Source organism: Paenibacillus sp. J53TS2 (assembly GCF_018403305.1).
Classification (GTDB): domain Bacteria; phylum Bacillota; class Bacilli; order Paenibacillales; family Paenibacillaceae; genus Fontibacillus; species Fontibacillus rhizolycopersici.
The window spans coordinates 287,420-310,609 of the sequence record NZ_BOSK01000006.1 but is presented as its reverse complement, the minus strand read 5'-3'; the positions used below and the strand labels follow the sequence as shown (position 1 = coordinate 310,609).

At 54.0% G+C, this 23,190-nt stretch carries 17 protein-coding genes and 1 other annotated feature; all 17 genes read right to left on the bottom strand.

Translation table 11 applies throughout. The features are described 5' to 3' along the window. Positions 1 to 124: 124 nt before the first annotated feature. The 17 genes from KJS42_RS15595 to lon all read right to left on the bottom strand — a co-directional run bounded on the left by KJS42_RS15595 (position 125) and on the right by lon (position 23,182). Entirely contained in the window at positions 125 to 730 is a 606-nt protein-coding gene (locus KJS42_RS15595) for a Maf family protein (protein WP_213623371.1), read from the bottom strand. 203 nt (positions 731 to 933) lie between these two features. Further along, positions 934 to 2,157 carry an SPOR domain-containing protein gene (locus tag KJS42_RS15590; protein WP_244868512.1) on the bottom strand — a complete coding sequence of 408 codons (1,224 nt, stop codon included), beginning with the start codon at positions 2,155 to 2,157 and terminating at the stop codon, positions 934 to 936. A 172-nt stretch (positions 2,158 to 2,329) separates the two neighbouring features. Continuing rightward, the gene (gene murC, locus KJS42_RS15585; protein WP_430144941.1) at positions 2,330 to 3,652 is read right to left on the bottom strand and encodes a UDP-N-acetylmuramate--L-alanine ligase; all 1,323 of its coding nucleotides are present in this window, start codon (positions 3,650 to 3,652) and stop codon (positions 2,330 to 2,332) included. A 59-nt stretch (positions 3,653 to 3,711) separates the two neighbouring features. Then, positions 3,712 to 5,091, bottom strand: coding sequence for a bifunctional folylpolyglutamate synthase/dihydrofolate synthase (locus KJS42_RS15580; protein WP_213623368.1), 1,380 nt, complete (start codon positions 5,089 to 5,091; stop codon positions 3,712 to 3,714). 477 nt (positions 5,092 to 5,568) lie between these two features. Beyond that, positions 5,569 to 8,244: a valine--tRNA ligase gene (locus KJS42_RS15575; RefSeq protein WP_213623367.1), complete on the bottom strand. Its 2,676-nt coding sequence runs from the start codon at positions 8,242 to 8,244 to the stop codon at positions 5,569 to 5,571. A gap of 116 nt (positions 8,245 to 8,360) precedes the next feature. After that, positions 8,361 to 8,619 (bottom strand) — a binding site (T-box leader). An 85-nt stretch (positions 8,620 to 8,704) separates the two neighbouring features. Further along, on the bottom strand, positions 8,705 to 10,171 hold the full coding sequence (locus tag KJS42_RS15570; protein ID WP_483311278.1) for a LysM peptidoglycan-binding domain-containing protein: 1,467 nt from the start codon (positions 10,169 to 10,171) through the stop codon (positions 8,705 to 8,707). Positions 10,172 to 10,299: 128 nt separating this feature from the next. Then, positions 10,300 to 11,241 carry an RluA family pseudouridine synthase gene (locus tag KJS42_RS15565; protein ID WP_213623366.1) on the bottom strand — a complete coding sequence of 314 codons (942 nt, stop codon included), beginning with the start codon at positions 11,239 to 11,241 and terminating at the stop codon, positions 10,300 to 10,302. Beyond that, positions 11,238 to 12,542, bottom strand: coding sequence for a glutamate-1-semialdehyde 2,1-aminomutase (hemL, locus tag KJS42_RS15560; protein ID WP_213623365.1), 1,305 nt, complete (start codon positions 12,540 to 12,542; stop codon positions 11,238 to 11,240). The genes KJS42_RS15565 and hemL overlap by 4 nt, the downstream gene beginning before the upstream one ends. A gap of 45 nt (positions 12,543 to 12,587) precedes the next feature. Beyond that, positions 12,588 to 13,592 (bottom strand): porphobilinogen synthase, encoded by a 1,005-nt coding sequence (hemB, locus tag KJS42_RS15555; protein ID WP_155608626.1) that lies wholly within the window; start codon positions 13,590 to 13,592, stop codon positions 12,588 to 12,590. Between the two features lie 60 nt (positions 13,593 to 13,652). Continuing rightward, positions 13,653 to 15,200 carry a uroporphyrinogen-III C-methyltransferase gene (cobA, locus tag KJS42_RS15550; RefSeq protein WP_213623364.1) on the bottom strand — a complete coding sequence of 516 codons (1,548 nt, stop codon included), beginning with the start codon at positions 15,198 to 15,200 and terminating at the stop codon, positions 13,653 to 13,655. Between the two features lie 6 nt (positions 15,201 to 15,206). Beyond that, positions 15,207 to 16,169: a hydroxymethylbilane synthase gene (gene hemC, locus KJS42_RS15545; RefSeq protein ID WP_213623363.1), complete on the bottom strand. Its 963-nt coding sequence runs from the start codon at positions 16,167 to 16,169 to the stop codon at positions 15,207 to 15,209. Between the two features lie 2 nt (positions 16,170 to 16,171). Then, positions 16,172 to 16,822 carry a precorrin-2 dehydrogenase/sirohydrochlorin ferrochelatase family protein gene (locus KJS42_RS15540; RefSeq protein WP_244868509.1) on the bottom strand — a complete coding sequence of 217 codons (651 nt, stop codon included), beginning with the start codon at positions 16,820 to 16,822 and terminating at the stop codon, positions 16,172 to 16,174. A 180-nt stretch (positions 16,823 to 17,002) separates the two neighbouring features. Continuing rightward, positions 17,003 to 18,442, bottom strand: coding sequence for a glutamyl-tRNA reductase (hemA, locus tag KJS42_RS15535; RefSeq protein ID WP_213623362.1), 1,440 nt, complete (start codon positions 18,440 to 18,442; stop codon positions 17,003 to 17,005). 205 nt (positions 18,443 to 18,647) lie between these two features. Next, positions 18,648 to 19,046: an adenosylmethionine decarboxylase gene (gene speD / locus KJS42_RS15530; RefSeq protein WP_155608621.1), complete on the bottom strand. Its 399-nt coding sequence runs from the start codon at positions 19,044 to 19,046 to the stop codon at positions 18,648 to 18,650. A 321-nt stretch (positions 19,047 to 19,367) separates the two neighbouring features. Next, positions 19,368 to 19,952, bottom strand: coding sequence for a non-ribosomal peptide synthetase module (locus tag KJS42_RS15525; protein ID WP_155608620.1), 585 nt, complete (start codon positions 19,950 to 19,952; stop codon positions 19,368 to 19,370). A gap of 197 nt (positions 19,953 to 20,149) precedes the next feature. Further along, positions 20,150 to 20,794 carry a ribosome biogenesis GTP-binding protein YihA/YsxC gene (yihA, locus tag KJS42_RS15520; RefSeq protein WP_213623402.1) on the bottom strand — a complete coding sequence of 215 codons (645 nt, stop codon included), beginning with the start codon at positions 20,792 to 20,794 and terminating at the stop codon, positions 20,150 to 20,152. A gap of 51 nt (positions 20,795 to 20,845) precedes the next feature. Further along, positions 20,846 to 23,182, bottom strand: a complete 2,337-nt coding sequence (gene lon, locus KJS42_RS15515) for an endopeptidase La (protein WP_213623361.1) — start codon at positions 23,180 to 23,182, stop codon at positions 20,846 to 20,848. Positions 23,183 to 23,190: the final 8 nt, after the last annotated feature.

Below are 23,190 nucleotides of genomic sequence, written 5' to 3'. Positions count from 1 at the left end.
TATCCCCCGCTTCCGAATGGTTTCGGGCGACTTCCGGCGATACCGGTAGGCCCGTCCTAAGTTCGGAAGGATATGCTTTATCACTTCCTGATGACCTGCCATCGCGGCAAGCCTTGCTACCTGCTTACAATACCCGAATATCAAAATCCTCCAGCATGTCGACGAGCAACGATAAGGGTAAACCAACGACATTAAAATAACAGCCTTTGATCCCGGTCACGATCGTTGCGCCAAGTCCCTGGATGGCATACGCCCCGGCTTTATCCAATCCTTCCCCGCTACGGGCGTAGGCCTGAATTTGCGCTTCGGACAATGCCTTCATCGTTACAGTCGTCGCTCGATAGTCGACCTGACGTGAGCCGGTCAAGGCATCCACGCAAGCCACGCCGGTATACACCACATGGTCTCGTCCCTGTAAGCTGCGCAGCATCTCCGCAGCCTCCTGAACGTCCCGCGGCTTGCCCAAGACGTCGCCGTCCCGTACCACGATCGTATCACTGCCGACGATAACTGCATTACGGTCTCCCGTCGGGTTAAGCCCACGGTAGACGGCATCCGCCTTGCGGCCGGCTAGCTCCTTCACGATTTGCTCCGGCGGCAACGTCTCCTCATAAGATTCATCCGTATGGCTGGGCATCACTTCAAATGGAATGGCCAGCGATGCGATTAATTCACGCCTGCGAGGTGAAGTGGAGGCAAGTATGATCCGGCGCAAATACGCGGTATCCAATGCGGAACTCTCCTTTGAAAAGACGATTTGATGTCCTGAATGGTTACAAACCTAAGTTAACAAAAAATGGGTGAGTATTCGACAGTGATTGCTGTCATCCCCGCCATTTTTTGACACTAACCTATTATAAGATTATTTTAGCCCCGGGCGCAAACACAAAAAAGACAGGGGTAACTATTTCCAGTTCCCTGTCTTTTATTGTATTAGCGGCCTGGATTTGTGACTCCGGCCTCAACTAGAGACTGCTCAGCCATGATGAAGCGCATCATCTCATTTTGTACTTCCCAGAGCAGCGTTTTTGCGCCGTTTTTTTGGTATTCACCCATAGCCTCGACGGCCCCGTTGATCGCTTTCTCCATTTCACCGGCCAGGAGCGCTCCCCCTGCCGACCATTTGCCGCGGATGGCCGAGGCGCCTTCCGTCCAGGCTTGGTGCTTCGCTTCCAACTGCTCCAGCTCCGCATGTTTCTGCGGCTGTGGATCCGCTTCGGTCAGCAGCGCAGCGGACGTAGTGCTAAGCAGGCGAACCAGCTCTGCACTTTGCGTCATAAAGCCTGACAAAGCCTCGCGCTCTCCGGAAAATTCGACGTTGGCCGCCGCCGGGAACGAAATCTCGTGTAAGATAAGATTCACGCCAGCCGCCTTCAGTTGACCGCTGAGCAACTTCGATTGCTCACGCTCTGTCGAAACCCCCGCGTATACCCGTTTCTCGTCGACGGTATCCCTCGCGGCAGCAATACCCGAGGCTTGCAGCTCCTCCTGCGCCAGCTGCACACCTTGCGCTGTGCTGAACACGCCGTATTGTAGAAAATAGTAGGTTTGTTCCGGCAAAGCAACGCTGATGAGCGGGATGTTCTCTTCCGGTGTCGTCGTCGACCCTTCTATGTCTCCCATGACCGGTAAACTTGCCGCCTCACCCATATCGGTCTGCTGCGGCACCCCGATGCCCGGAAGTGGAAACTTCACATCCTGATTGAATAAGGATAATACAACAAACCCGAACAACGCGCCCGTAACAATCGCCCCGGTCAAGGAGCCCGCGACCTTCCACCATGAGGTTCGATGGGGATGAGAATAGAGCGGAGGAGCCTCCTCCTGCCATTCGGTCTGCCAGGGATCCTTTCCGTAGATTTCCTCCCAATCATTGGCCGCGGGAGTAGTATAGTCCTCCGGATATTCCATTTCACGTCCAATCTGGTCGACCTCTCTCGAGTCTGGGCTCAGGTTGGGATTCCGTCCGCCTGGAAAAACAGTCAGCCCCATCCCCGTATGGTCCGTAAAAGGATCTGCCCATTCCTCCACGGTTTCGACCGCTCGATAACGAGGCACCGCATCCCGCTTCGGCATCTCTGCAATCTCCAGCGGCAGCTCCGGCCGGATTTCCCGGCCTTCCCCATCAAACCGGAATGTCATTTTGGCTTTGTTCACGGTCTGCACGCTCCTTGTCCATTCTTCTAACCTATCCATATGTGCGTGGACCGTCCGATATGCCAAGCCTGCAGGCGAGCAAGCAAAGATCACCTCAGCAACCCAAAAAACGGCCTCCCCGGGCAGACAAGACCCGTCGAAGACCGTTTTTACGAGAAATTTGATATACGCTTTAGCTAGACAAACCTTTCGCCAGCTCGTATCCCACCTTATAAATATCGCCCGCGCCCATCGTTAGCACAAGGTCGCCAGGCTTCAGCCGATTTTGCAGATCTTCAAGCACATCCTGCTTCGTCGGCAAATATCGGGCACCGGCATTGCTGTTCTCCTTGATCAACTCGACCAGCTTGGAGGAATGAACGCCTTCAATCGCTTTTTCCCCAGCCGGTGAGTAAATATCGGTGATGATCACTTCATCCGCTTCCCCAAAGGCCCGACTGAACGCATCCAGCAGGAAGAAGGTCCGCGTATAGCGCTGCGGCTGGAACACGGCGATGATCCGTTTGCCAGTCGCTTTGGCCGCTGCGATCGTTGCTTGGATCTCCGTCGGATGGTGAGCGTAGTCATCGATGATCAGGATACCATCTTGTTCCCCAAGTACCTGGAAGCGGCGCTTTGCACCATGGAAGTGACGCAAGGCCACTGCGATTTCGTTAAAAGGAATGCCCGCTTCCAAGCAGACGATAACGGTAGCCATTGCATTGTAAACATTGTGTCGGCCAGGCACGGACAACTCCACCATACCGAGCTCCCGGTCGCCTTGATTCATTCTGAAGGTGACGCAGCGGTCCCCCAGATCGATCTCGTGAGCCGTATAGTCACAGCCCGATTCGATGCCGTACGTAATGACTTTGCTCTGAACCTGAGGCAGCAATTCCCGGACGTTTCGGTCGTCGCCGCAAACCACCGCTTTTCCATCCGGCTTGATCTGGTTCAAGAACTGCACGTAGGCTTCCTTCAGCTTGCCGAAATCCCCGCCGTAGTTCTCCAGGTGATCCGCCTCGATGTTGGTCACCACGCCAAGCGAAGGGTGGTACTGCAGGAAGGAGCCGTCGCTTTCGTCAGCCTCCGCAACCACGCATTTTCCTTGCCCGGCTTTCGCATTGGTGCCCATGTCCATAATTTCCCCACCGATAATGTAGGTCGGGTCTGTCCCGCAATGCTCCATCACGAGTGCGATCATCGACGAGGTCGTTGTTTTCCCATGGGCCCCGGCCACGGCGACACCGGTCCGTTCATTTAACAACCGGGCCAGCATCTGGGAACGGTGAAGTACCGGGATTCCTTGCTCCTGAGCCTCCAGCCGCTCCACGTTATCTTTTGGCAGCGCCGTCGAGTAAACGACCAGATCCGCCCCGTGCACGTGTTCGGCGGTATGGCCGATGTATATCTTCGCTCCCTTTGCAGCGAGCTTCTCCGTCAATTCTTGGGAGGCAACGTCCGATCCCGTGACGGTATAACCCATTTCCAGCATCACTCGAGCGATGGCACTCATACCATAGCCGCCAATGCCGATAAAATGTACATGTTGTTCGGTCGTATTCAACAAAATGGTCACCAGCCTTTTTCAGAATCGGTTTGATGCAAAAGGGCCGCCCGCACGTCCGAGATCAGGTACAACGTGCCGGTTACCACCCCAAGATCTTCCCGTTCCGTCCGTGACTCCAAAAGCGAAAGGGCTTTTCTCCAGTCACGTTCTACGATGATTTCCAAATCCGCTTTCGCTTCCGTCCCCTGTAGTTCGGCCACGAGTTCGTATAACGCTTCGGCGTCCATTTTTCGGCGAAAATCGGGCTCGGTCAGAATAAGCGTATCCACTATTGGTAATATATGCTTCAAGTAGCCTTGATGATGCTTATTGGCCAGCATCCCCATCATCAAATGCAGTTTTCGGTAAGGGAAGGCTTCCGGCAGGCTTTGCGCCAGCGAAGCAGCGCCTTCCGGATTATGCGCTCCGTCCAGTACCAAACGCGGTTCTTCCCGAATTACCTCCAGCCGTCCTGCCCAGAAGGTGGTACGGAAACCGTCCTGCATCTGTTCATCCTCAAGCTGAAAAGCCATGTATTGTCGCAGCACTTCCAATACCATCATGACGCCGGCGGCGTTCTTGCATTGATGCCCCCCAAACATGCGAATCGTAAAATCCATATCTCGGAAGGGACCTTTGAAATGCAATTGCTGCTCTTTGGCATCAACACTAAGCCGCTCATAATGGAACTGCTCGCCCATCAGATATAGAGTGGCGTGCTTGGAAGCGGCCGTGGTTTTCAGTACGGTGATCGCCTCGGGTTGCTCGACGCAGCTGACTACGGGCACGCCCGCCTTGATAATGCCAGCCTTCTCAGCGGCAATTTGTTCAATCGTGTCCCCAAGAACGTCCATGTGATCATAACCGATATTCGTAATCAGAGAGACGATCGGAGTCACGATATTCGTAACATCCATCCTTCCCCCAAGCCCCGTCTCCCATACTACTACATCGGGATAACATATCTCCGCAAAATACAAAATGGCGATCGCCGTGCTCACTTCAAACATCGTCGGAGAGCCCAGGTCGGTGCCAGCGATTTCTTCTACCAACGGAACAACGCGGTTTGCCAGTTCCAGCAGCGCCGTTTCGGGAATGTCCACCTCGTCATACTGGAAGCGGTTGGTGAACTTCGTGATGTAAGGGGACGTATACGTCCCCACATGATATCCACATTCCCGCAATGTTCGAGTTAAAAAAGCGCAGGAGGAGCCCTTTCCGTTCGTCCCCGCCACATGAATGAACTTCAGCCTCCGCTCAGGATGCCCCAAACGTTCCATCATTAGCTCGATTCGTTCCAGGCCGGGCCGGATGCCAAACGGCAATAGCCCGTTGATCCAATCGACCGCTTCGGTATAGCTATTCAGCGGCAGCGGTCGTATTTCTTCCTCTGTACGATCCCCCATGTCAGTCACCTTCATCAATTAGTGGTAGTTCAAAAAATCATCTTTGGATCACGAAGCAAAATCAACGAAGCAGACTCGTCGTCGAATCTTGAATTCACCCGGTCGCTCCGTTGCTCACGTACCCAATACGTACGCTCCGCTACTCACTCCCTAGCTTCATCCAACCTTCTCGGTGCTCCAAATCTAACTTTTTGAACCTTTATTAAATGGTTGTTCAAAAAATCATCTTTCGATCACGAAGCAAAACCAACGAAGTAGACTCGTCATCGAATCTTGAATTCACCCGGTCGAGCGGACGCTTCCGAAGCATGTTTCCTCCGGAAAAGATTTGAGTTGCTCACGTACCCAATACGTACGCTCCGCTACTCACTCCCTAGCTTCATCCAACCTTCTCGATGCTCCAAATCTAACTTTTTGAACCTTTATTAAAATGGTAGTTCAAAAAAATTATCTTCGGATCACGAAGCTCAAGTTCACTTAACCCTTCAACTCCGCGATCCGGGCCAGCACTTTGTCGCGTTTCTCGGAATAATCGGCCATCTTGGCGCGTTCTTCCTCGATCACCTTCGCCGGCGCTTTGGCCACGAAGCCCTCGTTAGCCAGCTTCTTCTCGACGCGTTCCACTTCCTTGTTCAGATTGTCGAGCTCTTTCGTTAGCCGTTCGATTTCCTGACTGATGTCAATCAGGCCCGACAGCGGCAGGAACAGTTCGGCCCCGGTCACAACGGCGGTCATCGCCTTATCAGGCACGGCCGCGTTTAGCGCTGCTTCATACTCGGACGTATTGCAGAACCGGCGAACGTAATGCTCGTTGCGGGTCAGCACTTCCAACACGTCGGTGCTGCTTGGTTTGATCACCAGTTCGATTTTTTTGCTCATCGGCACGTTCACTTCGGCACGGATATTTCGTACCGAACGAATCACGTCGATCAACAGATTCATTTCCTGAACGGCGTCCGGTGCTTCTAACGAAGCGTCGTACTCCGGCCAAGCCGCAAGCATGATCGTTTCGCCATCATGCGGCAAATGCTGCCATATTTCCTCGGAAATAAACGGCATAAACGGATGGATCATGCGCAGCGTACGGTCAAGCACGAAGGCGAGTACCGATTGGGTTTTCTTCTTAGCCGCAGCATCTTCCCCGTACAGCGACAACTTGGCGAATTCGATATACCAATCGCACAGATCGTCCCAAATGAAGTTATACAGCAACCGACCGGTTTCCCCAAATTCGTAAGCATCGATCAAGCGGGTAATTTCCTTGGCCGTCTCGTTCATCCGGTGCAAAATCCAGCGGTCGGACGTAGACAGATCACCGTTAATATCAATATCGGCATACTTCACGCCTTCCAGGTTCATCAAAGCGAAACGCGAAGCGTTCCAAATTTTGTTGGCGAAGTTGCGAGCTTGCTCAACCCGTTCCCAGCGGAAGCGCAAATCCTGCCCCGGCGTATTGCTGGTAGACAGCATATAGCGCATCGCGTCTGTGCCGTATTTCTCGATGACCTCGAGCGGGTCAACGCCATTACCCAGCGATTTGGACATTTTGCGTCCTTCGCTGTCGCGGACAAGGCCGTGCATCAGCACGTCTTTAAACGGCATTTCGCCGGTAAACTCCAGGGACTGGAAGATCATCCGGGCTACCCAGAAATAAATGATATCGTATCCCGTCACGAGCACGTCCGTCGGGAAGTACCGTTTGAATTCCTCGTTATTCTCATCCGGCCAACCCAGCGTAGAGAACGGCCAGAGGGCCGAGCTGAACCAGGTGTCGAGCACGTCTTCATCCTGTTTCAGATCATCACGCCCCAGCTTGGCTCGCGCTTCTTCCTCGCTGCGGGCAACAACCATCTCTCCGGTTGCCTCACAATACCAGGCCGGAATGCGATGACCCCACCAGAGCTGACGGGAAATACACCAATCACGTACGTTTTCGATCCAGTGCAAGTATGTCTTCTCAAAACGGTCCGGCACGAAATTAACGCCTTTCCCGGATTGTTGCGCTTCGATCGCCGCTTCAGCGAGTGGCTTCATTTTGACGAACCACTGGGTGGACAAATACGGTTCAACAACCGCTCCGGTCCGCTCGCTATGGCCGACCTGATGCAGGTGATCCTCGATTTTAATTAGAACGCCCATCTCCTGCAAATCCTTGACGATTTGCTTACGGCAATCGCTGCGGTCCAATCCTTGATATTTACCGGCTTCACCGTTCATCGTGCCGGTTTCATCCATGACGTTGATCTGCGGCAGATTATGGCGCAAACCTACTTCAAAGTCGTTCGGGTCATGCGCTGGAGTGATTTTCACAGCGCCACTGCCGAATTCCTTCTCGACATATTCGTCAGCGATAATCGGTATTTCACGGTTAACGATCGGCAGACGTAACGTTTTGCCGACCAAATGACGGTACCGTTCATCCTCCGGATGAACAGCGACGGCGGTATCGCCCAGCATCGTTTCGGGACGCGTCGTCGCCACCGTGATATGGCCGCTCCCGTCGCTCAGCGGGTACTGAAGATGGTAGAGATGCCCGTTGACTTCTTTGTATTCGACCTCAATATCGGAGAGGGCCGTGCGTGCTGCCGGATCCCAGTTGATAATATATTTCCCGCGGTAAATCAAGCCCTTCTCGTAGAGCTTAACGAAAACCTCGCGAACCGCTTGAGAAAGCCCCTCGTCCAACGTAAAACGCTCACGCGAGTAATCGAGGGAGAAGCCCATTTTAGCCCATTGCTCATGAATGGTGGCAGCATATTGGTCCTTCCACTCCCACACCTTCTCCAGGAACTTCTCACGGCCCAAGTCATACCGCGTTACGCCTTGCTCGCGCAGCTTCTGCTCCACCTTCGTTTGGGTCGCAATCCCCGCATGGTCAGAGCCAGGCAGCCACAACGCATCGTAACCTTGCATCCGTTTCGTGCGCGTCATAATGTCCTGCAGTGTAAAATCGAGCGCATGCCCGATATGCAGCATCCCCGTTACGTTTGGTGGCGGGATCACGATCGTATACGGCTTGGCATCCGGCCGTTGTCCTGCTTTAAAGAACCCGCTCTCCAGCCAATAAGTGTACCATTTCTGTTCCGCCGCTTTCGGATCGTACGTCGTCGGCATTTCCGCCGACGAGGCTAGTTGATCTTGATTTTCTGTCATCCTATTCAACCTCCGTTACAAATAAGCATAGCCTTGGCGATCCCAAGATAATCGTCTGTCGTCGGCTTTACGCCTTTATTCTTGATGTCCAAGAAAAACAAAAAAAGCCTTTCGTCTCAAAGGACGAAAGGCTTTACTTTCGCGGTACCACCTTTGTTTCGCACATCGTCATCCAGCCCTTCCGGAATCCGGTACTTGACATGCGACACTCATGCAGATAACGGCTGCTACCGGTCCGTTCTAACCATCGCAAAACAGCTCAAACGAACAACTCCCGGGCGACTTCGGCGAGCTACATGTCCTGCGGAAACTCTCAGCCGTGGGTTCCGCTCTCTGAAGGGTATGCTGCCTACTCTTCCCGTTCCAAGTCTTTGACATAGATCTAATTGATTGAATCTATATTATCATAACTTGGAAAGGAACGGGAGTCAATCATCCGCCTTTTTTCGCAGTCTAAACTTTATGGAATGTACAAGATTTGTCCCTCATTGACCTGGTGCTCAGCGAGTCGGTTATACAACTGCAGCTCCCGCGAACTTAAGTGGTAGCGCTGGGCGATATCGTCCAGCGTTTCCTCGCGCTGCACGATGACCAGCCGTACTGTGCGGAAAGGAGTTTGATCTTCGTTGCTGATAAACAGGTTCTTCCACCGCAGTTCTTCGCCTTCTCCCTGTTCACTGCCAGCTATCGGCAGATCCGAAGCGTCCTCCAGTGCTTCCCGAGCTACCCGCGAGGATGAAGAGATCAGCTTCGTTAACCCAAAACCTTCTCTTCCGCTCTCGTCAGCACTCTTTTTAGACCCAAGCGCGATCTTCATTTCTTTCTTCTCTTCCGGCTGATGATCCGCCTCGACCGCCGCTTCAGACTCATCGGCAACCTCACTTACCGCCTCGTTTGGGGTTACAGCGACTTCTTCGCCTGTTTCGTACGCAGCCCCAGAATCCGCAGCTTCCGCTTCTACGGATTCACTGGCACGTTCGGTCGCCTGGAAATCGTCCGTCGGGCGAACCTCATCCTTAAACCATATGTTGGCGTCCGATTCCTCCGCGTGATCCGCAAAGGCCTCCGCAGCAGAGCCAAAGCTCGCAACGGATTCCTTGTCCGCCCAAGGGTCGGACTCCTGAAATGCCGAAACGTCCTCGGTCCAGGAAAGAACCTCCTGCGGCTCGTCCGCACTTCGTTTTTGTGCATTCAGCACATCATCTGGAAACGCCTGCCACGAAGCAAATTGAGGCACATGCGGAACCTGTGAGTCTTGTTGTTCCAACTCGAACTCCAATTCCGGTTCTGTTTCCGGCTCTTGCTCTTTGTCCGCATCTTCTCTTGCTAACGAATTCCAAGAGAACACCGGATCTTGACGCACCTCATCCGCTAGCAATGGCGCTGGGCTTAGTACATCCCGTTCCGATTCCGGCTCCGTTTCGAGAGCCTCCAACTCTGCCGTGCCCGCATCCAAATCTGATACCAATTCCTCGCCTCGGATAGCGGGTACAACATGTGCCGTGGTAAACTCCCGATCCTTCCAGGCATCTTGTTCGGATAACAAGGAGGAGGTTTCAACTCCTTGAAGCGATAATACGCCCGTAATGTTCAAACTCCGCGAACTGAGCAGGTCAACATCGAAATTTTCAATTTCGACCGTGATATCCTCTAACCGGTTGACCCGACTTAGCGGTATCGTAATTTCTACGGGAATATAATGCGCAAGCTCCCGTGTCTCCCCTTCTCCCCGGTACAACCCCGACAACAGCAAATGGCCGCGCAGCGCGGCATACTCTTCCCCGGGAATCACCTGGATTTTCGGATAGAGCTCGATCTCCTCCAACTCTTCAATGCCGATCACATCTTCAGAAAGATGTATGCGCTCGTAAATATCAAACCTGAGACCATAGGATTGATCAGCCAACACGTTACCTCCCTTCAGCATATCCAAACGTGATTTAAAATCGATGAATCATGATCCAAATCATCCTCGTTTAATCTATATGCTTCAAAAAGGAGTGCATGCCAGCTTTTTGCCCACGTGCTAGACAAAGCCTTGCTGTTCAAGGGCGCTCATAAGCTAAAGTGATCGCGCAAACGGTTCATCGCCGGGGGCCACGGATCCTCAAGCTCCACGGCTTCTCCGGAGAGTGGATGCGGGAACGACAGTCGCTCCCCATGCAACGCCTGATGAGACAGCCACTTCGTGTTACCGCCATACAGCGCGTCACCTACGAGCGGATGTCCCGCTGCACTCAGATGGACGCGAATTTGATGCGTCCGACCCGTCTCCAAAGTGAGCCGGACCAGACTTGCGTCGTGTTTCGGATAAACTTCCAGCCGCTCCAAGTGGGTTATAGCCCCTTTGCCTCCGGGAGAAACCCGGCGCCGCTGGTTATGATGACGGTCCCGGCCGATCGGCTGATCGATGACTTTGAGCTCAGGGCTGACGATCCCCTGTACGAACGCAATGTAGGTACGGTCGATGGCCTTGCGACTCATCGCTTCGTCCAACTTCAAATGGGCGTATTCATTTTTAGCAAATAACACGGGTCCTGACGTATCTTCATCAAGCCGGTGAATATGCGCGGCGGCGATCGGCTCGCCAAGGGAGGCATACCATCCGGCAACGCGATTGGCAAGCGTGTCTCGCGAAGCCAGCGACTGGCCGGAAGCCCCCCCGGAAGTTTCGCCGCCGTCCGGATGGACCTTAAGCCCTGCCGGCTTGTGCACGACAAGGCAAAAATCGTCTTCATATAAAAGCGGAAGCTCCGCCTCAAACGGAGCATACTGCGAATCCCTAGGCGGAAACGCCAGCAACCGCAAACGATCTCCGGCAAGCTTGATACCGTCTTCGGCCCGAAGCTTGCGCAGAAGCTTGGGAGGAGCCTGCAGCTCCTCCTCCAGCCAGGCCTTTGCTGCATCCAGTCGATCCAGCCCTTCACGTGCGGGCAGCTTACCGGGCATCAACTCCAACCACTCGCCGCGCCGCGTCCACGATAATTTACGGCTCACAGCTTTTGCAGCGCCAACCGGTGCGCTTCGATCGTAAGTTCGATGTCTTCATCGGTATGTACGCCTGAGACGAACATGCCTTCGAACTGCGAAGGTGCCACGTTGATACCTTGCTCAAGCAGTGCCGCAAAATAACGGCGGAACAGGTCCAGATCGCTCGTTTTTGCCGTATCGTAGTTAATGACCTTCTCTTCGGTAAAGAACGGGCAAACCATCGAGCCGACGCGATTAATCGTGCATGGAATCCCCCGTTCCTTCGCATTGCGCGTAAAGCCTTCTTCCAGCTTCGCCGACAGGCGTTCCAGACGGTCGTACACGTCCGGAGTGAGCAGCGACAACGTCGTATAACCGGCAACCATCGCCAGCGGGTTCCCGCTCAGCGTCCCGGCTTGATAAATCGGCCCGCTTGGCGCGATTTGCTCCATGATTTCACGTTTCCCGCCATAGGCTCCTACAGGCAATCCGCCGCCGATCACTTTGCCGAGACAGGTCAAATCCGGCGTAATCCCAAAGCGTCCTTGCGCACAGTTCAGATGCACGCGGAAGCCCGTCATCACTTCGTCGAAAATCAACAAGCTGCCGTATTGCTCCGTGATCCGGCGCAAGCCTTCAAGGAAGCCCGGCAACGGCGGCACAACGCCCATGTTCCCGGCTACCGGCTCGACGATCACGCCGGCGATCTCTTCGCCGAAACGCTCGAACGCCAGCTCCACAGAGGCCAAGTCGTTATAAGGTACCGCAATCGTATTGGCGGCGACGCCCTCCGGTACGCCCGGGCTGTCCGGCAATCCCAGCGTAGCAACGCCGGATCCCGCTTTAATCAGCAGGCTGTCGGCATGGCCGTGATAAGAACCTTCGAACTTCATGATTTTACTGCGACCGGTATACCCTCGCGCCAGACGAATCGCGCTCATCGTCGCTTCCGTCCCCGAATTGACCATACGGACGACATCAATCGAAGGTACGCGCTCCGCGACCAGTTGGGCCATTTGCGTTTCCAGCAGCGTCGGCGCTCCAAAGCTTGTCCCTTTGGCGGCCGTCTCCTGCAGCGCTCGAACCACCTCAGGATGGGCATGACCCATAATCAACGGGCCCCAGGAACCCACATAATCGATAAAGCTGTTGCCGTCGATGTCATAGATCCGGGAACCGCTCCCATGTTCGATATACATTGGCGTCAAGCCAACGGATTTAAACGCCCGCACCGGGCTGTTGACGCCGCCGGGTAAAACCTTCTTCGCTTCTTCGAAAGCTAACCGCGATCGTTCGTCGCCGCGTCGGCCTATCGTGTCTTTGCTCATCGATACCCCTCCTTAACTCTTCAAAAAACCCGTCTATGTCCAAACTTACTGCTTCTCGCGCAGCCAGCGTGCCATATCTTTGGCAAAATACGTAATGATGATGTCTGCGCCTGCCCGCTTCATGCCAAGCAGCATTTCGGTAACGATCGCTCGCTCATTGATCCAGCCTTGCTGAGCAGCTGCTTTGACCATCGAATATTCGCCGCTCACGTTATACGCCACCAGAGGCAGATCAAACTGATCGCGCAGCAAGCGCAAAATGTCCATAAAGGCCAGCGCCGGCTTGACCATCAGCATATCCGCACCTTCCATCACATCGGATTCCGCTTCCCGCAGAGCTTCTCGGACGTTAGCCGGGTCCATCTGGTACGTCTTCCGATCGCCAAACTGCGGCGCGGAATCGGCCGCTTCACGAAACGGTCCGTAAAAAGCGGAAGCATATTTGACAGAATACGACATGATCGGAACATGGCTGAAGCCGGCTTCGTCGAGCCCGGAACGAATCGCTTGCACGAATCCGTCCATCATGTTGGACGGGGCGATGATATCAGCGCCAGCACGTGCTTGAGAGACAGCGGTTTTCACCAAGAGCTCCAGCGACTCGTCGTTCATCACGTCACCGCATACATGCCCGTCGCGTTCAAACGTATGTACCATCCCGCAATGCCCGTGATCCGTGAATTCGCACAAGCAGGTGTCGGCAACGACCAGCAAATCCGGATACCGCGATTTAATGACCCGTGTCGCTTCTTGTACGATACCGTCCTCCGCGAAAGCCGAGGTGCCCACGCTATCCTTCGTTTCTGGAATACCGAACAGCAGCACCGCCGGAATGCCCAGATCAACGATCTCCTTCACTTCTTCCTCCAGGGTGTCGAGCGAAAAATGATAAACCCCGGGCATCGACGATATCTCGCTCTTGACGCCACTTCCGTAGGTGACGAAAATGGGTTGGATAAAGTCGTCCACCGTCAGGACGGTTTCTCGTACCATGCCGCGAATGGCGGCCGACTGACGCAGCCGGCGATGTCTTACGATTGGAAAACTCATGTTTGATATCCCCTCCTAATATGTAGCACAGAGGCAGGCAACCCCCGTGTTGAAAAATCATCACTCCGCTGGAGCGCTTCGTTCTTTCCAAGCGCACAACGACTGAAGCAAGCTGTCGATCGTCGCTTCTTCTGCAAGAATGGACACGTTTAGGCCGGCTTCCTTGGCCGTATTTGCCGTGACCGGCCCGATGCAAGCGATCTCCGTGCCCCGCAGCGCCGCAGCCGGATCGGCCACGCCCATCGCGCTCAGAGCGGCCAGCAAGTTCGTCACCGTCGACGAACTGGTAAAAGTCACGGCGTGGATGCGGCCTTTCTCGAGCATCTTCAGCAGCTCGTCGTCCGCCTCCCCGGCCGGTACCGTTCGGTACATGACCGCGTCGGTGACAGTTAATCCCTGCTCACGCAAAGCAGCCGGCAGCCAGGCACGAGCGAGATCCCCGCGCGGCAGCAGCACGTGCTGCCCAGGCTGCAGCTCGCTGCCGTAGGTATCCATCAGCCCTTCCGCTTGGAACTTGCCCGGCAAACCCTCCGCCGCGATGCCACGTTGGCGCAGCGCCGCTTGCGTCGCCGGCCCAACGGCCGCGATTCTCGCTTTGTGTAGCCCTCTTACATCTTTCCCCAGTCTCTCCAGGTGCGAGAAGAAATACTCCACGCCGTTCACGCTCGTAAAAAACACCCAATCGTATCGTTCCAACTGGGCTAGTGCTTCGTCGGTGTCGGCCAGCTCGCGCCCCTCCGGCATCACGATGTCGATAACCGGGAACTCGTACGGTTCGCCGCCAAGCTCCTCGATGCCGCGCACCAGCTCGCTCGCCTGCGAACGCGAGCGGGTGACGAGAATTCGCTTGCCGAACAGCGGCAGCGATTCTGCCCACTTCAGCTGTTCGCGCTGACTCACGACCTCGCCGACAACCGTAACGGCCGGCGGCTTGAAGTCGGCTTCGCGAACCTTCCGCTCAATATCGGCCAGCGTGCCGATCAGCGTCTCCTGCTCCGCTCTTGTCCCCCAGCGGATGAGGGCGACCGGCGTTTCGGGCGGACGTCCGTAATGAATCAGCTGTCTGCTGATATGTCCGATATTCGCTACGCCCATCATAAATACCAGGGTACCGGTTGCGTTCGTCACTTTTTCCCAATTGATCGATTGGTCCAGCTTATCCGGGCTTTCATGACCCGTAATGATCGACACGGACGAAGCCATATCCCGGTGAGTTACGGGAATTCCGGCATATGCGGGCACTGAGATCGCGGCGGTGATCCCCGGTACGATTTCATAAGGTATACCATGCTTGCGAAGCAATTCAGCCTCCTCACCAACACGGCCGAAGATCGTCGGGTCCCCGCCTTTCAAGCGAACCACCGTTTTGCCCTCAAGCGCTAAATCGACCAGCAACTGATTAATATGCTCCTGCTTCATCGTGTGGCGGTCGGTTCTTTTGCCGACGTAGATTTTCTCTGCTCCGGGTTTCGTTCTCTTTAAAAGACTGGGATTGGCAAGTCGATCATACACAATGACATCGCCCTTCTCCAGGCAATCGAGCCCTTTCAGCGTAATCAATCGCGCATCCCCGGGTCCCGCGCCAACCAGATAAACTTTACCGGCCATGCTCCATCACTCCCCGGTTTCTTGTAATAATGCGGCTGCACCCAAGGAAATCAACCGACCGGCAACCTGTTCGCCCAGTTCAGTCGGATCTGTCCCTTCGGCGCTTTCCTTTAATATTTTCGCGCCATCCACTGAGCCAACCATCCCCGTCAACTGCAAACGCGGGCGGCCGCTTGGATCAGAGGTCCCTTCGTTCGTCAGTAACGTCGCGAAGGCCCCAATCGGCACCTGGCAGCCGCCATTCAGCACGCCGAGGAAACGACGTTCAGCGGCAACCGTCACCGCCGTGTCCGGATCGTTGTAAAGGGATAAAAGATGGCGAACCTCGACGTCGTCTTCGCGGCATTCGATCCCAAGCGCCCCTTGGCCAACCGCCGGAAGACAAACTTCCGCCGGGAGATATGCCGTAATCCGATGCTCCCAGCCCATCCGGAACAACCCGGCCGCCGCCAGAATAATCGCATCAAAGCCTTCCTCCTCCAACTTGCGCAAACGGGAATCGATATTCCCTCGGATTGGCTCCAATACGAGATCCGGACGATAAGCCTTTAATTGGCTGGCGCGGCGTAAGCTGCTGGTCCCAACTTTGGCGCCATGAGGCAGTTCGTCAAGGCTCAGGCCGCTTCTCGATATCAGCGCATCCCGAGGATCTACCCTCCGCGGCACGGCACCGTTGATCAGCCCGTCCGGCAGCACGGACGGCATATCCTTCATACTATGTACCGCCAAGTCGATTTCCTTGTCCAGCATCGCCTGCTCAATTTCCTTCACGAACAGACCTTTGCCACCGACCTTGGATAACGTCACATCCAGGATCCGATCGCCCTTGGTTACAATCTTACGGATTTCAAAATCATACGGCAGGTTATGCTTCTGGCAGAGCGCCTTCAAATCATCGATGACCTGTCCCGTCTGCGTCAGTGCCAATTGGCTTTGTCTCGTTCCCACCACAATCGTTCGCTTTGTCATGCTTATTCCTCCGTTTGTTCCTCGATCCAGGCGATCATCGCCGCTTCGTTCCACCGATGGAAACCCCCTCCTCGGATCGAGGTCAAAATATCGGACTCAGCTAATCTTCGAAACAGACGTTTTCGCCTACCGGGATCGCTGACCCGCTCTTTAATAAAAGCTCGCATGGAGCTCAAAAAGTCAATATACTGTTCGTAATCTTCTCCAAAATGCTGGTCGATCTCCCGAATCATTTCCCGCGCCGCCGCCGGTCCCGCTCCCGAGGTCGAAACAGCCACCACCAGCCCACCGCGCCGTAGAACGCCAGGAGTTATCATACTTCCTCGAGTTCCATCACCGGCGTCGTTCATCGGAATCCCCTCCGCTTCAGCTTCGGCGGCGACAGCGGCGTTCACCTCTGTTCGATCCGTCGCGGCGAAAGCCAAGAACGCGCCGGCAAGATCCCCCTGTCGGTACTCGCGTTCGATCCAAACACCCTGACGCTGCTCTTTAAGAAGCCGCAGCAGACCAGCCGTTACGGCAGGACTGACTACGACCGTTTCCGCGCCCGCAGCAACCAGCATCATCGCCTTCCGCTCGGCAACCGGCCCGCCACCGATCACAACGCAACGCCGGCCGGTCAAATTCAACAGGACGGGCACATAATAAGGCATGTCGTATCCCCCTGATCCTTATCCTCAACTCGTTAATAGCATACCCTACCCTGCCGCATTTTTCCATGTTCATCCCTTCAAAAAAAGCCCTGTGCCATCCGCTTTAGCGTCGAATCAGCCTTGCGATTCGGTGCATACGGCAGAGGGCTCAGGGCGTTCTCGCAGTTTAACTTATTAAGATCACACGGATACCTTCGCAAGTGGCAGCGAAGACTCCGGCTCAAAAGGGATTCGGCTTGGGGCCACACCTTGGAGATCCGTTAAGCCTTCGGACTCCTGGGTTGATAAAATCTCTTTGGACTCCAATGACGCCGAGGTCTCCTTGCCGGAAGGAGCTTCATTTGGTGCATCCAAACGTTCCTCGAGCGCAAAAATTTGGGTAAACAGCTCCAAGGCTTCCGTGCCTTGAGTTTCCCCAGCCAGTTCCTTGATCCGGTTGATCGGATCATGCATCATTTGGTTAAGAATGCTCTTGGTAAGTCGGCGAATGACTTTACGTTGCCTTTCATCCAGCTCCGGCAGCTTGTTAAAGAGACTGTCCAGCGTGCTTTCATGAATATCGGAAGCTTTCTCCTGCAGCGCTCGGATAACCGGCTTCACGCCTAGCGTTTGTAGCCAGGTTGCAAAAGCAGCCATCTCCTCCTCGATCATCCCTTCGATCTTGACCGCTTCCGCACGGCGCATCTCCATATTGCTCTCCACGATCCCTTCAAGATCGTCGATATCATACAGGAATACCTGCTCCAACTCGCCAATGGACGGCTCGATATCCCGCGGCACGGCAATATCGATCATAAACAACGGGCGATCTAGCCGCCCCTTCATACTCCGGGCAACCTGCGCCGATGTGATGACATATCCTTCCGCACCGGTCGAGCTGATCAGAATATCGACCTCTTCCAGTCGCTCCATTGCTTCCTGCATCGTACAAGCCACGCCGTCGCATTTCGCGGCAAGCTCCTGAGCACGAGCGTACGTCCGGTTGGCCACCAGCACTTCTTCCGCGCCAGCCCCGCTCAGATGCTTGGCCGTTAGCTCGCTCATTTTGCCGGCACCTAGGATCAATACGCGTTTCCCTTCAAAGCTGCCGAAAATCCGCTTGCCCAACTCGACGGCTGCGTAGCTGATCGACACCGCACTTTCGCCGATCGCCGTCTCGGAGTGGGCCCGTTTGCCAAGCGTTACCGCTTGTTTGAACAGCATATTAAACCACGTTCCGGTCCCTTTCTCGCTTTGCGACACCAGAAACGCATTCTTCACCTGACCGAGGATTTGCGTTTCCCCCAACACCATTGAATCCAAACCACATGCGACACGGAACAGATGGCGTATCGCTTGTTCATCTTCATACATATATAAATGACGGGTAAATTCTTCGCGAGGAACCCCGAACCAACGTTCCATAAAACTGCGAATGAACGCCCCGCACATGTGTAGACGATCAACCACAACATAGATTTCCGTACGATTGCAGGTGGCGATAATCACGCCTTCCAATACACTCTTGGTGCGTAAGAGCTCCTGCAGCGCTTGCGGCATATCCTTGTCCGCAAAAGAAAAGCGTTCCCTGACTTCCACAGGCGCCGTCCGATAGTTTAACCCAACTACGACGATGTGCATTGCAAGTTCACCTGCCTTGAAAAAGATGTCAATAGCATTTACCGAAAACAAACTATGTTAATTATATCACAGTAGCCCCAAACTCCCCGGCAGTTTCTATGAGTTTTTTATGAATTATTTATGAATTTCATACCGTCAAAACAAATAACCATGGAAGCTCCATGGTTATCCTATTTTACCCATATTTCCGAAAATCTATCAATGTTTAGACGAATTCGGCCCGATTGGAGTCCGGTTCGGCGACTTCCAACTCGCCCAAACCCCGAATCAGTTTCTTCGCGTACGTTTTCTCTGGATTCAAGACGGTCACCAGGTAATCAATCGCCAGCTGCGGATCAACCATTTCCCCGCAAGTGTAGCAATCAATGGCAGCAAACCCTCTCTCAGGATACGTGTGAATCGAGAGATGGCTTTCCGACAACATCACAAGAACAGTAGCACCCTGCGGCTCGAACTGTCTGGACTGAATGGACAGCACGGTGGCTCCACAGGCTTCTGCAGCTTCCACCAGGTGAGCTTCCAACAACCCTGCGTTGTTCAGCACCTCAAAGTCGACTCCCCAAGCATCAACCGCAACGTGTCTTCCGAAAGTTGAATATTCCATCTTCCGGCTCCCCCTTCCTAGGAACAAAATGTTTGAAAAATTTCATCCGCTAGGACCTACGTCATTCACTTCTCGAGGGAAAAATCTCTCGCAACATCTCCATGTCCTGAGTGAATCCTGGTTCCTATATTCTTTTCAACGAGATTAAAAATAACATCTCTTGAGGACAAATGCAACTTATTTTTTCTGGTGGAAAAGCCGCTTCCGCCTGCGGTATTTGGAATAAAAAACTACCCTGTTATCAGGGTAGTTATCACTAGTACATTATGTTGCCGCCCTCCCACAGGTGACTTCAGCCAAGTGGATAAACGGCATAAATTTTTAAGCTTCGAGAACGAACAATCTGCGCGAGCAATGGCGCAATTCATCGTCAATGCGATCCACGTCCGCTTCGCTGGCAATAAACCGTTGATCAAGCAGTGCATTCACGTCCTTCCGGATACGGGCGATTTCCAACTCGACATCGTTATTCCGGTACACCTGCTGCAGCTCTGCCGTTGCATCCTTGAACTCGAACACCAGCTTATAGGAGTCTCGGGAATACTCGACAATTTTGCGAACCCGACCTTCCTGATAATAATACATCATCATGAATCCGTTATAAATTCGAGTGACCATGCCGGAGCCTTTAAAAGCTGCGAACAGCAGTCTCATCACGTTCGTTAAATGGGGTTTTTCCAAGCGGAAAGACATTTCGCAGACATAATAACCGTCCTTACGTTCAAATGGCAGATGCACTTCTTCTCCGCCGTCATCCTCCAGCACGACCACTTGCCCACCGTTGTCTAGCACCTTGACCCGCTGACGTACGTGAGGATCGTATACTTTGTGAACGAACTGCGACATCTGGACTTCCGTTAAACGCATACTGGCATTGACATACTCTGTGGCTAACCGCTGAGCCATACAAATCTCCTCAATTCTTAAATCGCTTTATCATAATTATACACTACGATTCCTGCCGTACGCTCAGCTGCCAAAACGTGAATTCTTGCCATTTTTCAGAAAAAACGGCACTAAGCCGTTTTTATCCTGAACTATCCCGCTGCATGCTCACTTTCCTGCTGAAACTACTTCAAATCCCTTCCGCATCCATCGAATTCTTAACTTTTTCCATTTTCGGCTTCCTCGCCGTCCGGAATCCTATCCTCTGATTCCTCCGAAAGTTCAGCATACCGCGCGATCTGCGCCCATAGCTCGTCCTTTCCAATCCCCTCTTCCGCGGAAAAGAGAATCAGCGGATCGCCCGCCCGCAGTACCAGCCCTTCCTTGATGATCTTCAGATGCTTTTGCCAGCGCGATTTCGGAATCTTGTCCGCTTTGGTCGCAACGACGCAAACGGGTAGATCGTACGCCTTCAACCAATCGTACATCAACTCGTCGTCCTTGGTTGGCGGATGCCGGAGGTCGATGATTTGCAGGACCAGCTTCAGCGTCTCCCGCTCCTGCAAATACTTCTCGATCATTTTGCCCCAGACCTCGCGCTGCGTCTTAGATACTTTAGCGTACCCGTAGCCTGGCACGTCCACGAAATAGACCCGATCATTGATCCGGTAATAGTTCAGATGCTGGGTTTTGCCGGGAGTCGAGCTCGTGCGCGCCAGATTTTTACGGTTAATCATTCGGTTGATCAGCGACGATTTGCCCACATTGGAACGCCCTGCCAGAGCAATTTCCGGCAAGGCGTCCTCAGGATATTGATCGGGGCCAACGGCGCTGATGATAAATTCAGCCTTAGTTACTTTCATCATTCAATTCCTCTCTTGAACGCGGTGTAAGCTTCCGCCGCGCCTTTCATGCTAATGCACTTCGGGATGTTCCACAAGCGCATGCTCGAGCACTTGGTCCATGTGGGACACCGGCACGAACTCCAGATCTTCCTTAACGCTGTCCGGAATGTCGCGCAGATCGCGTTCGTTGTCCTTCGGCATCAGGACTTTGCGATAGCCCGCCCGATGTGCGGCAAGCGATTTCTCTTTCAATCCGCCGATCGGCAGCACGCGTCCGCGCAGTGTAATTTCGCCGGTCATGGCGACGTCCTTGGAAACGTGGCGGTTGGTTAAGGCCGAGATCAACGCCGTAGCGATCGTGATGCCTGCCGACGGACCGTCTTTCGGAATGGCCCCTTCGGGGATATGGATGTGAATATCGTTCTTCTCGTGAAAATCAAGCGGAATCCCAAGCTCCGCCGCTTTGGAACGAGTGTAGCTGAAAGCCGCCTGCGCGGATTCCTTCATGACATCGCCCAGCTTACCGGTCAGCGTGAGCTTCCCGGCGCCCGGCACGACCGTCACCTCGATCACCAGCGTTTCTCCGCCGACCTCCGTCCAGGCCAACCCGGTGACTGTGCCAATCTGGTCCTCCAGCTCGGCCATGCCGTAACGGAATTTCCCTGGGCCGAGATAATCCTTTAACGTGTCCGAGGTGATTGAGATTTGCTCCTTGTCTTCGGATACGATCTGTTTCGCGGCTTTGCGGCATAATGCGGCCACCTGTTGTTCCAAATTACGGACGCCGGATTCGCGAGTATATTCGCGGATGACTTTCAGCAATACGTCTTCACCGATCGCCAGTTGCTCCGGTTCCAACCCATGCTCGCGTTTTTGCTTCGGCAGCAAATATCGGTTCGCGATCTGGAGCTTCTCCAGTTCCGTATAACCGGGAATAAACAGCGTTTCCATCCGATCGAGCAGCGGACGCGGAATATTATGCACCGCGTTAGCCGTCGTGATGAACATGACGTTCGAAAGATCAAACGGAACCTCGATAAAATGATCCGAGAAGGTATTATTTTGCTCCGGATCCAGTACCTCAAGCAACGCCGACGAGGGGTCGCCGCGGAAATCGGAGGCCATCTTGTCGATTTCGTCCAGCAGAAACACCGGATTCAGCGTGCCTGCCGTCTTCATGCCCTGAATAATCCGGCCAGGCATGGCGCCGACGTAGGTACGGCGGTGTCCACGGATTTCCGCTTCGTCCCGAACGCCGCCGAGCGAAATGCGGACGAATTCTCGACCCAGGGAACGAGCGATTGAACGAGCCAACGACGTTTTCCCGACCCCCGGTGGTCCGACTAGGCAAAGAATCGGCCCTTTCAGTTTTTTGACCAGCTTCTGTACGGCCAAATATTCCAGGACCCGTTCTTTCGGCTTATCCAGACCATAGTGGTCTTCATTCAGCACCTGTTCCGCCTTGGCGAGATCCAGGTCATCCTCGGTCTTGTTGCTCCACGGCAAGCTAAGCAGCCAATCCACGTAATTGCGGATAACGCCGCCTTCCGCCGAGGTGGCCGGCATTTTCTCCAGGCGATCGATTTCTTTCTCGACCTTCTCCCGAACGTTCTCCGGCAGCCCTTTCTCCTCGAGTTGGGTCCGCAGCTCTTCCGCTTCTCCAGCCCGCCCTTCTTTCTCGCCGAGCTCCTTCTGGATCGCTTTCATTTGCTCGCGCAAATAATATTCCTTCTGCGTCTTCTCCATTTGTTTCTTGACGCGTTGGTTGATTTTACGTTCCAACTCAAGCACTTCGCGCTCGTTATTCAAGATGTCGAGGAGTTTCTCCAACCGCTTGCGGACGTCGATCGTTTCAAGGATTTCCTGCTTATCTTTGATCTTCAACGACAAATGGCTGGTAATGACGTCTGCCAGGCGCCCCGCTTCCTCAATGTCAGATACCGCAGCCAGCGTCTCCGGCGTAACCTTCTTGGATAAATTGATATAATGTTCGAATTGGGTTAACACCGTGCGCATGAGCGCGTCAACTTCCGGATCGACCGTTTCTTCCTCCGGACGTTCTTTGGCCATAACCTCATAATATTCGTCATTATCCAAATATTCGATAATTTCTGCGCGTTCCATGCCTTCCACCAGCACCCGGATGGTACCGTTAGGTAATTTCAGCATCTGGCGCACCTTCGCGACGGTGCCGATGCGAAAGATATCTTCTTGGGTTGGTTCTTCTATGTTCACTTCCGATTGAGAACAGAGGAGAATCAGATTATCTTCGACCATGGCCTTTTCCAGCGCTTTCACGGATTTCTCCCGTCCTACGTCCAAATGCAGCACCATGCTTGGATAGACGAGCAGACCGCGCAGCGGCAGCAGCGGGAAACGCCGGCCTTTGGATTTATGGGGTCCCATCGCTTATG

What these genes read in the sequence shown, in the direction of transcription:
- murC (WP_430144941.1), bottom strand. Translation starts at nt 3,652, where the DNA reads ATGAGTGCCATCGCTCGAGTGATGCTGGAAATGGGTTATACCGTCACG.
- KJS42_RS15580 (WP_213623368.1), bottom strand. Translation starts at nt 5,091, where the DNA reads ATGGGGGATCGTACAGAGGAAGAAATACGACCGCTGCCGCTGAATAGC.
- KJS42_RS15575 (WP_213623367.1), bottom strand. Translation starts at nt 8,244, where the DNA reads ATGACAGAAAATCAAGATCAACTAGCCTCGTCGGCGGAAATGCCGACG.
- KJS42_RS15570 (WP_483311278.1), bottom strand. Translation starts at nt 10,171, where the DNA reads ATGCTGAAGGGAGGTAACGTGTTGGCTGATCAATCCTATGGTCTCAGG.
- hemL (WP_213623365.1), bottom strand. Translation starts at nt 12,542, where the DNA reads ATGAGCAAAGACACGATAGGCCGACGCGGCGACGAACGATCGCGGTTA.
- hemB (WP_155608626.1), bottom strand. Translation starts at nt 13,592, where the DNA reads ATGAGTTTTCCAATCGTAAGACATCGCCGGCTGCGTCAGTCGGCCGCC.
- cobA (WP_213623364.1), bottom strand. Translation starts at nt 15,200, where the DNA reads ATGGCCGGTAAAGTTTATCTGGTTGGCGCGGGACCCGGGGATGCGCGA.
- hemC (WP_213623363.1), bottom strand. Translation starts at nt 16,169, where the DNA reads ATGACAAAGCGAACGATTGTGGTGGGAACGAGACAAAGCCAATTGGCA.
- KJS42_RS15540 (WP_244868509.1), bottom strand. Translation starts at nt 16,822, where the DNA reads ATGCCTTATTATGTGCCCGTCCTGTTGAATTTGACCGGCCGGCGTTGC.
- hemA (WP_213623362.1), bottom strand. Translation starts at nt 18,442, where the DNA reads ATGCACATCGTCGTAGTTGGGTTAAACTATCGGACGGCGCCTGTGGAA.
- speD (WP_155608621.1), bottom strand. Translation starts at nt 19,046, where the DNA reads ATGGAATATTCAACTTTCGGAAGACACGTTGCGGTTGATGCTTGGGGA.
- KJS42_RS15525 (WP_155608620.1), bottom strand. Translation starts at nt 19,952, where the DNA reads ATGGCTCAGCGGTTAGCCACAGAGTATGTCAATGCCAGTATGCGTTTA.
- yihA (WP_213623402.1), bottom strand. Translation starts at nt 20,794, where the DNA reads ATGAAAGTAACTAAGGCTGAATTTATCATCAGCGCCGTTGGCCCCGAT.
- lon (WP_213623361.1), bottom strand. Translation starts at nt 23,182, where the DNA reads ATGGGACCCCATAAATCCAAAGGCCGGCGTTTCCCGCTGCTGCCGCTG.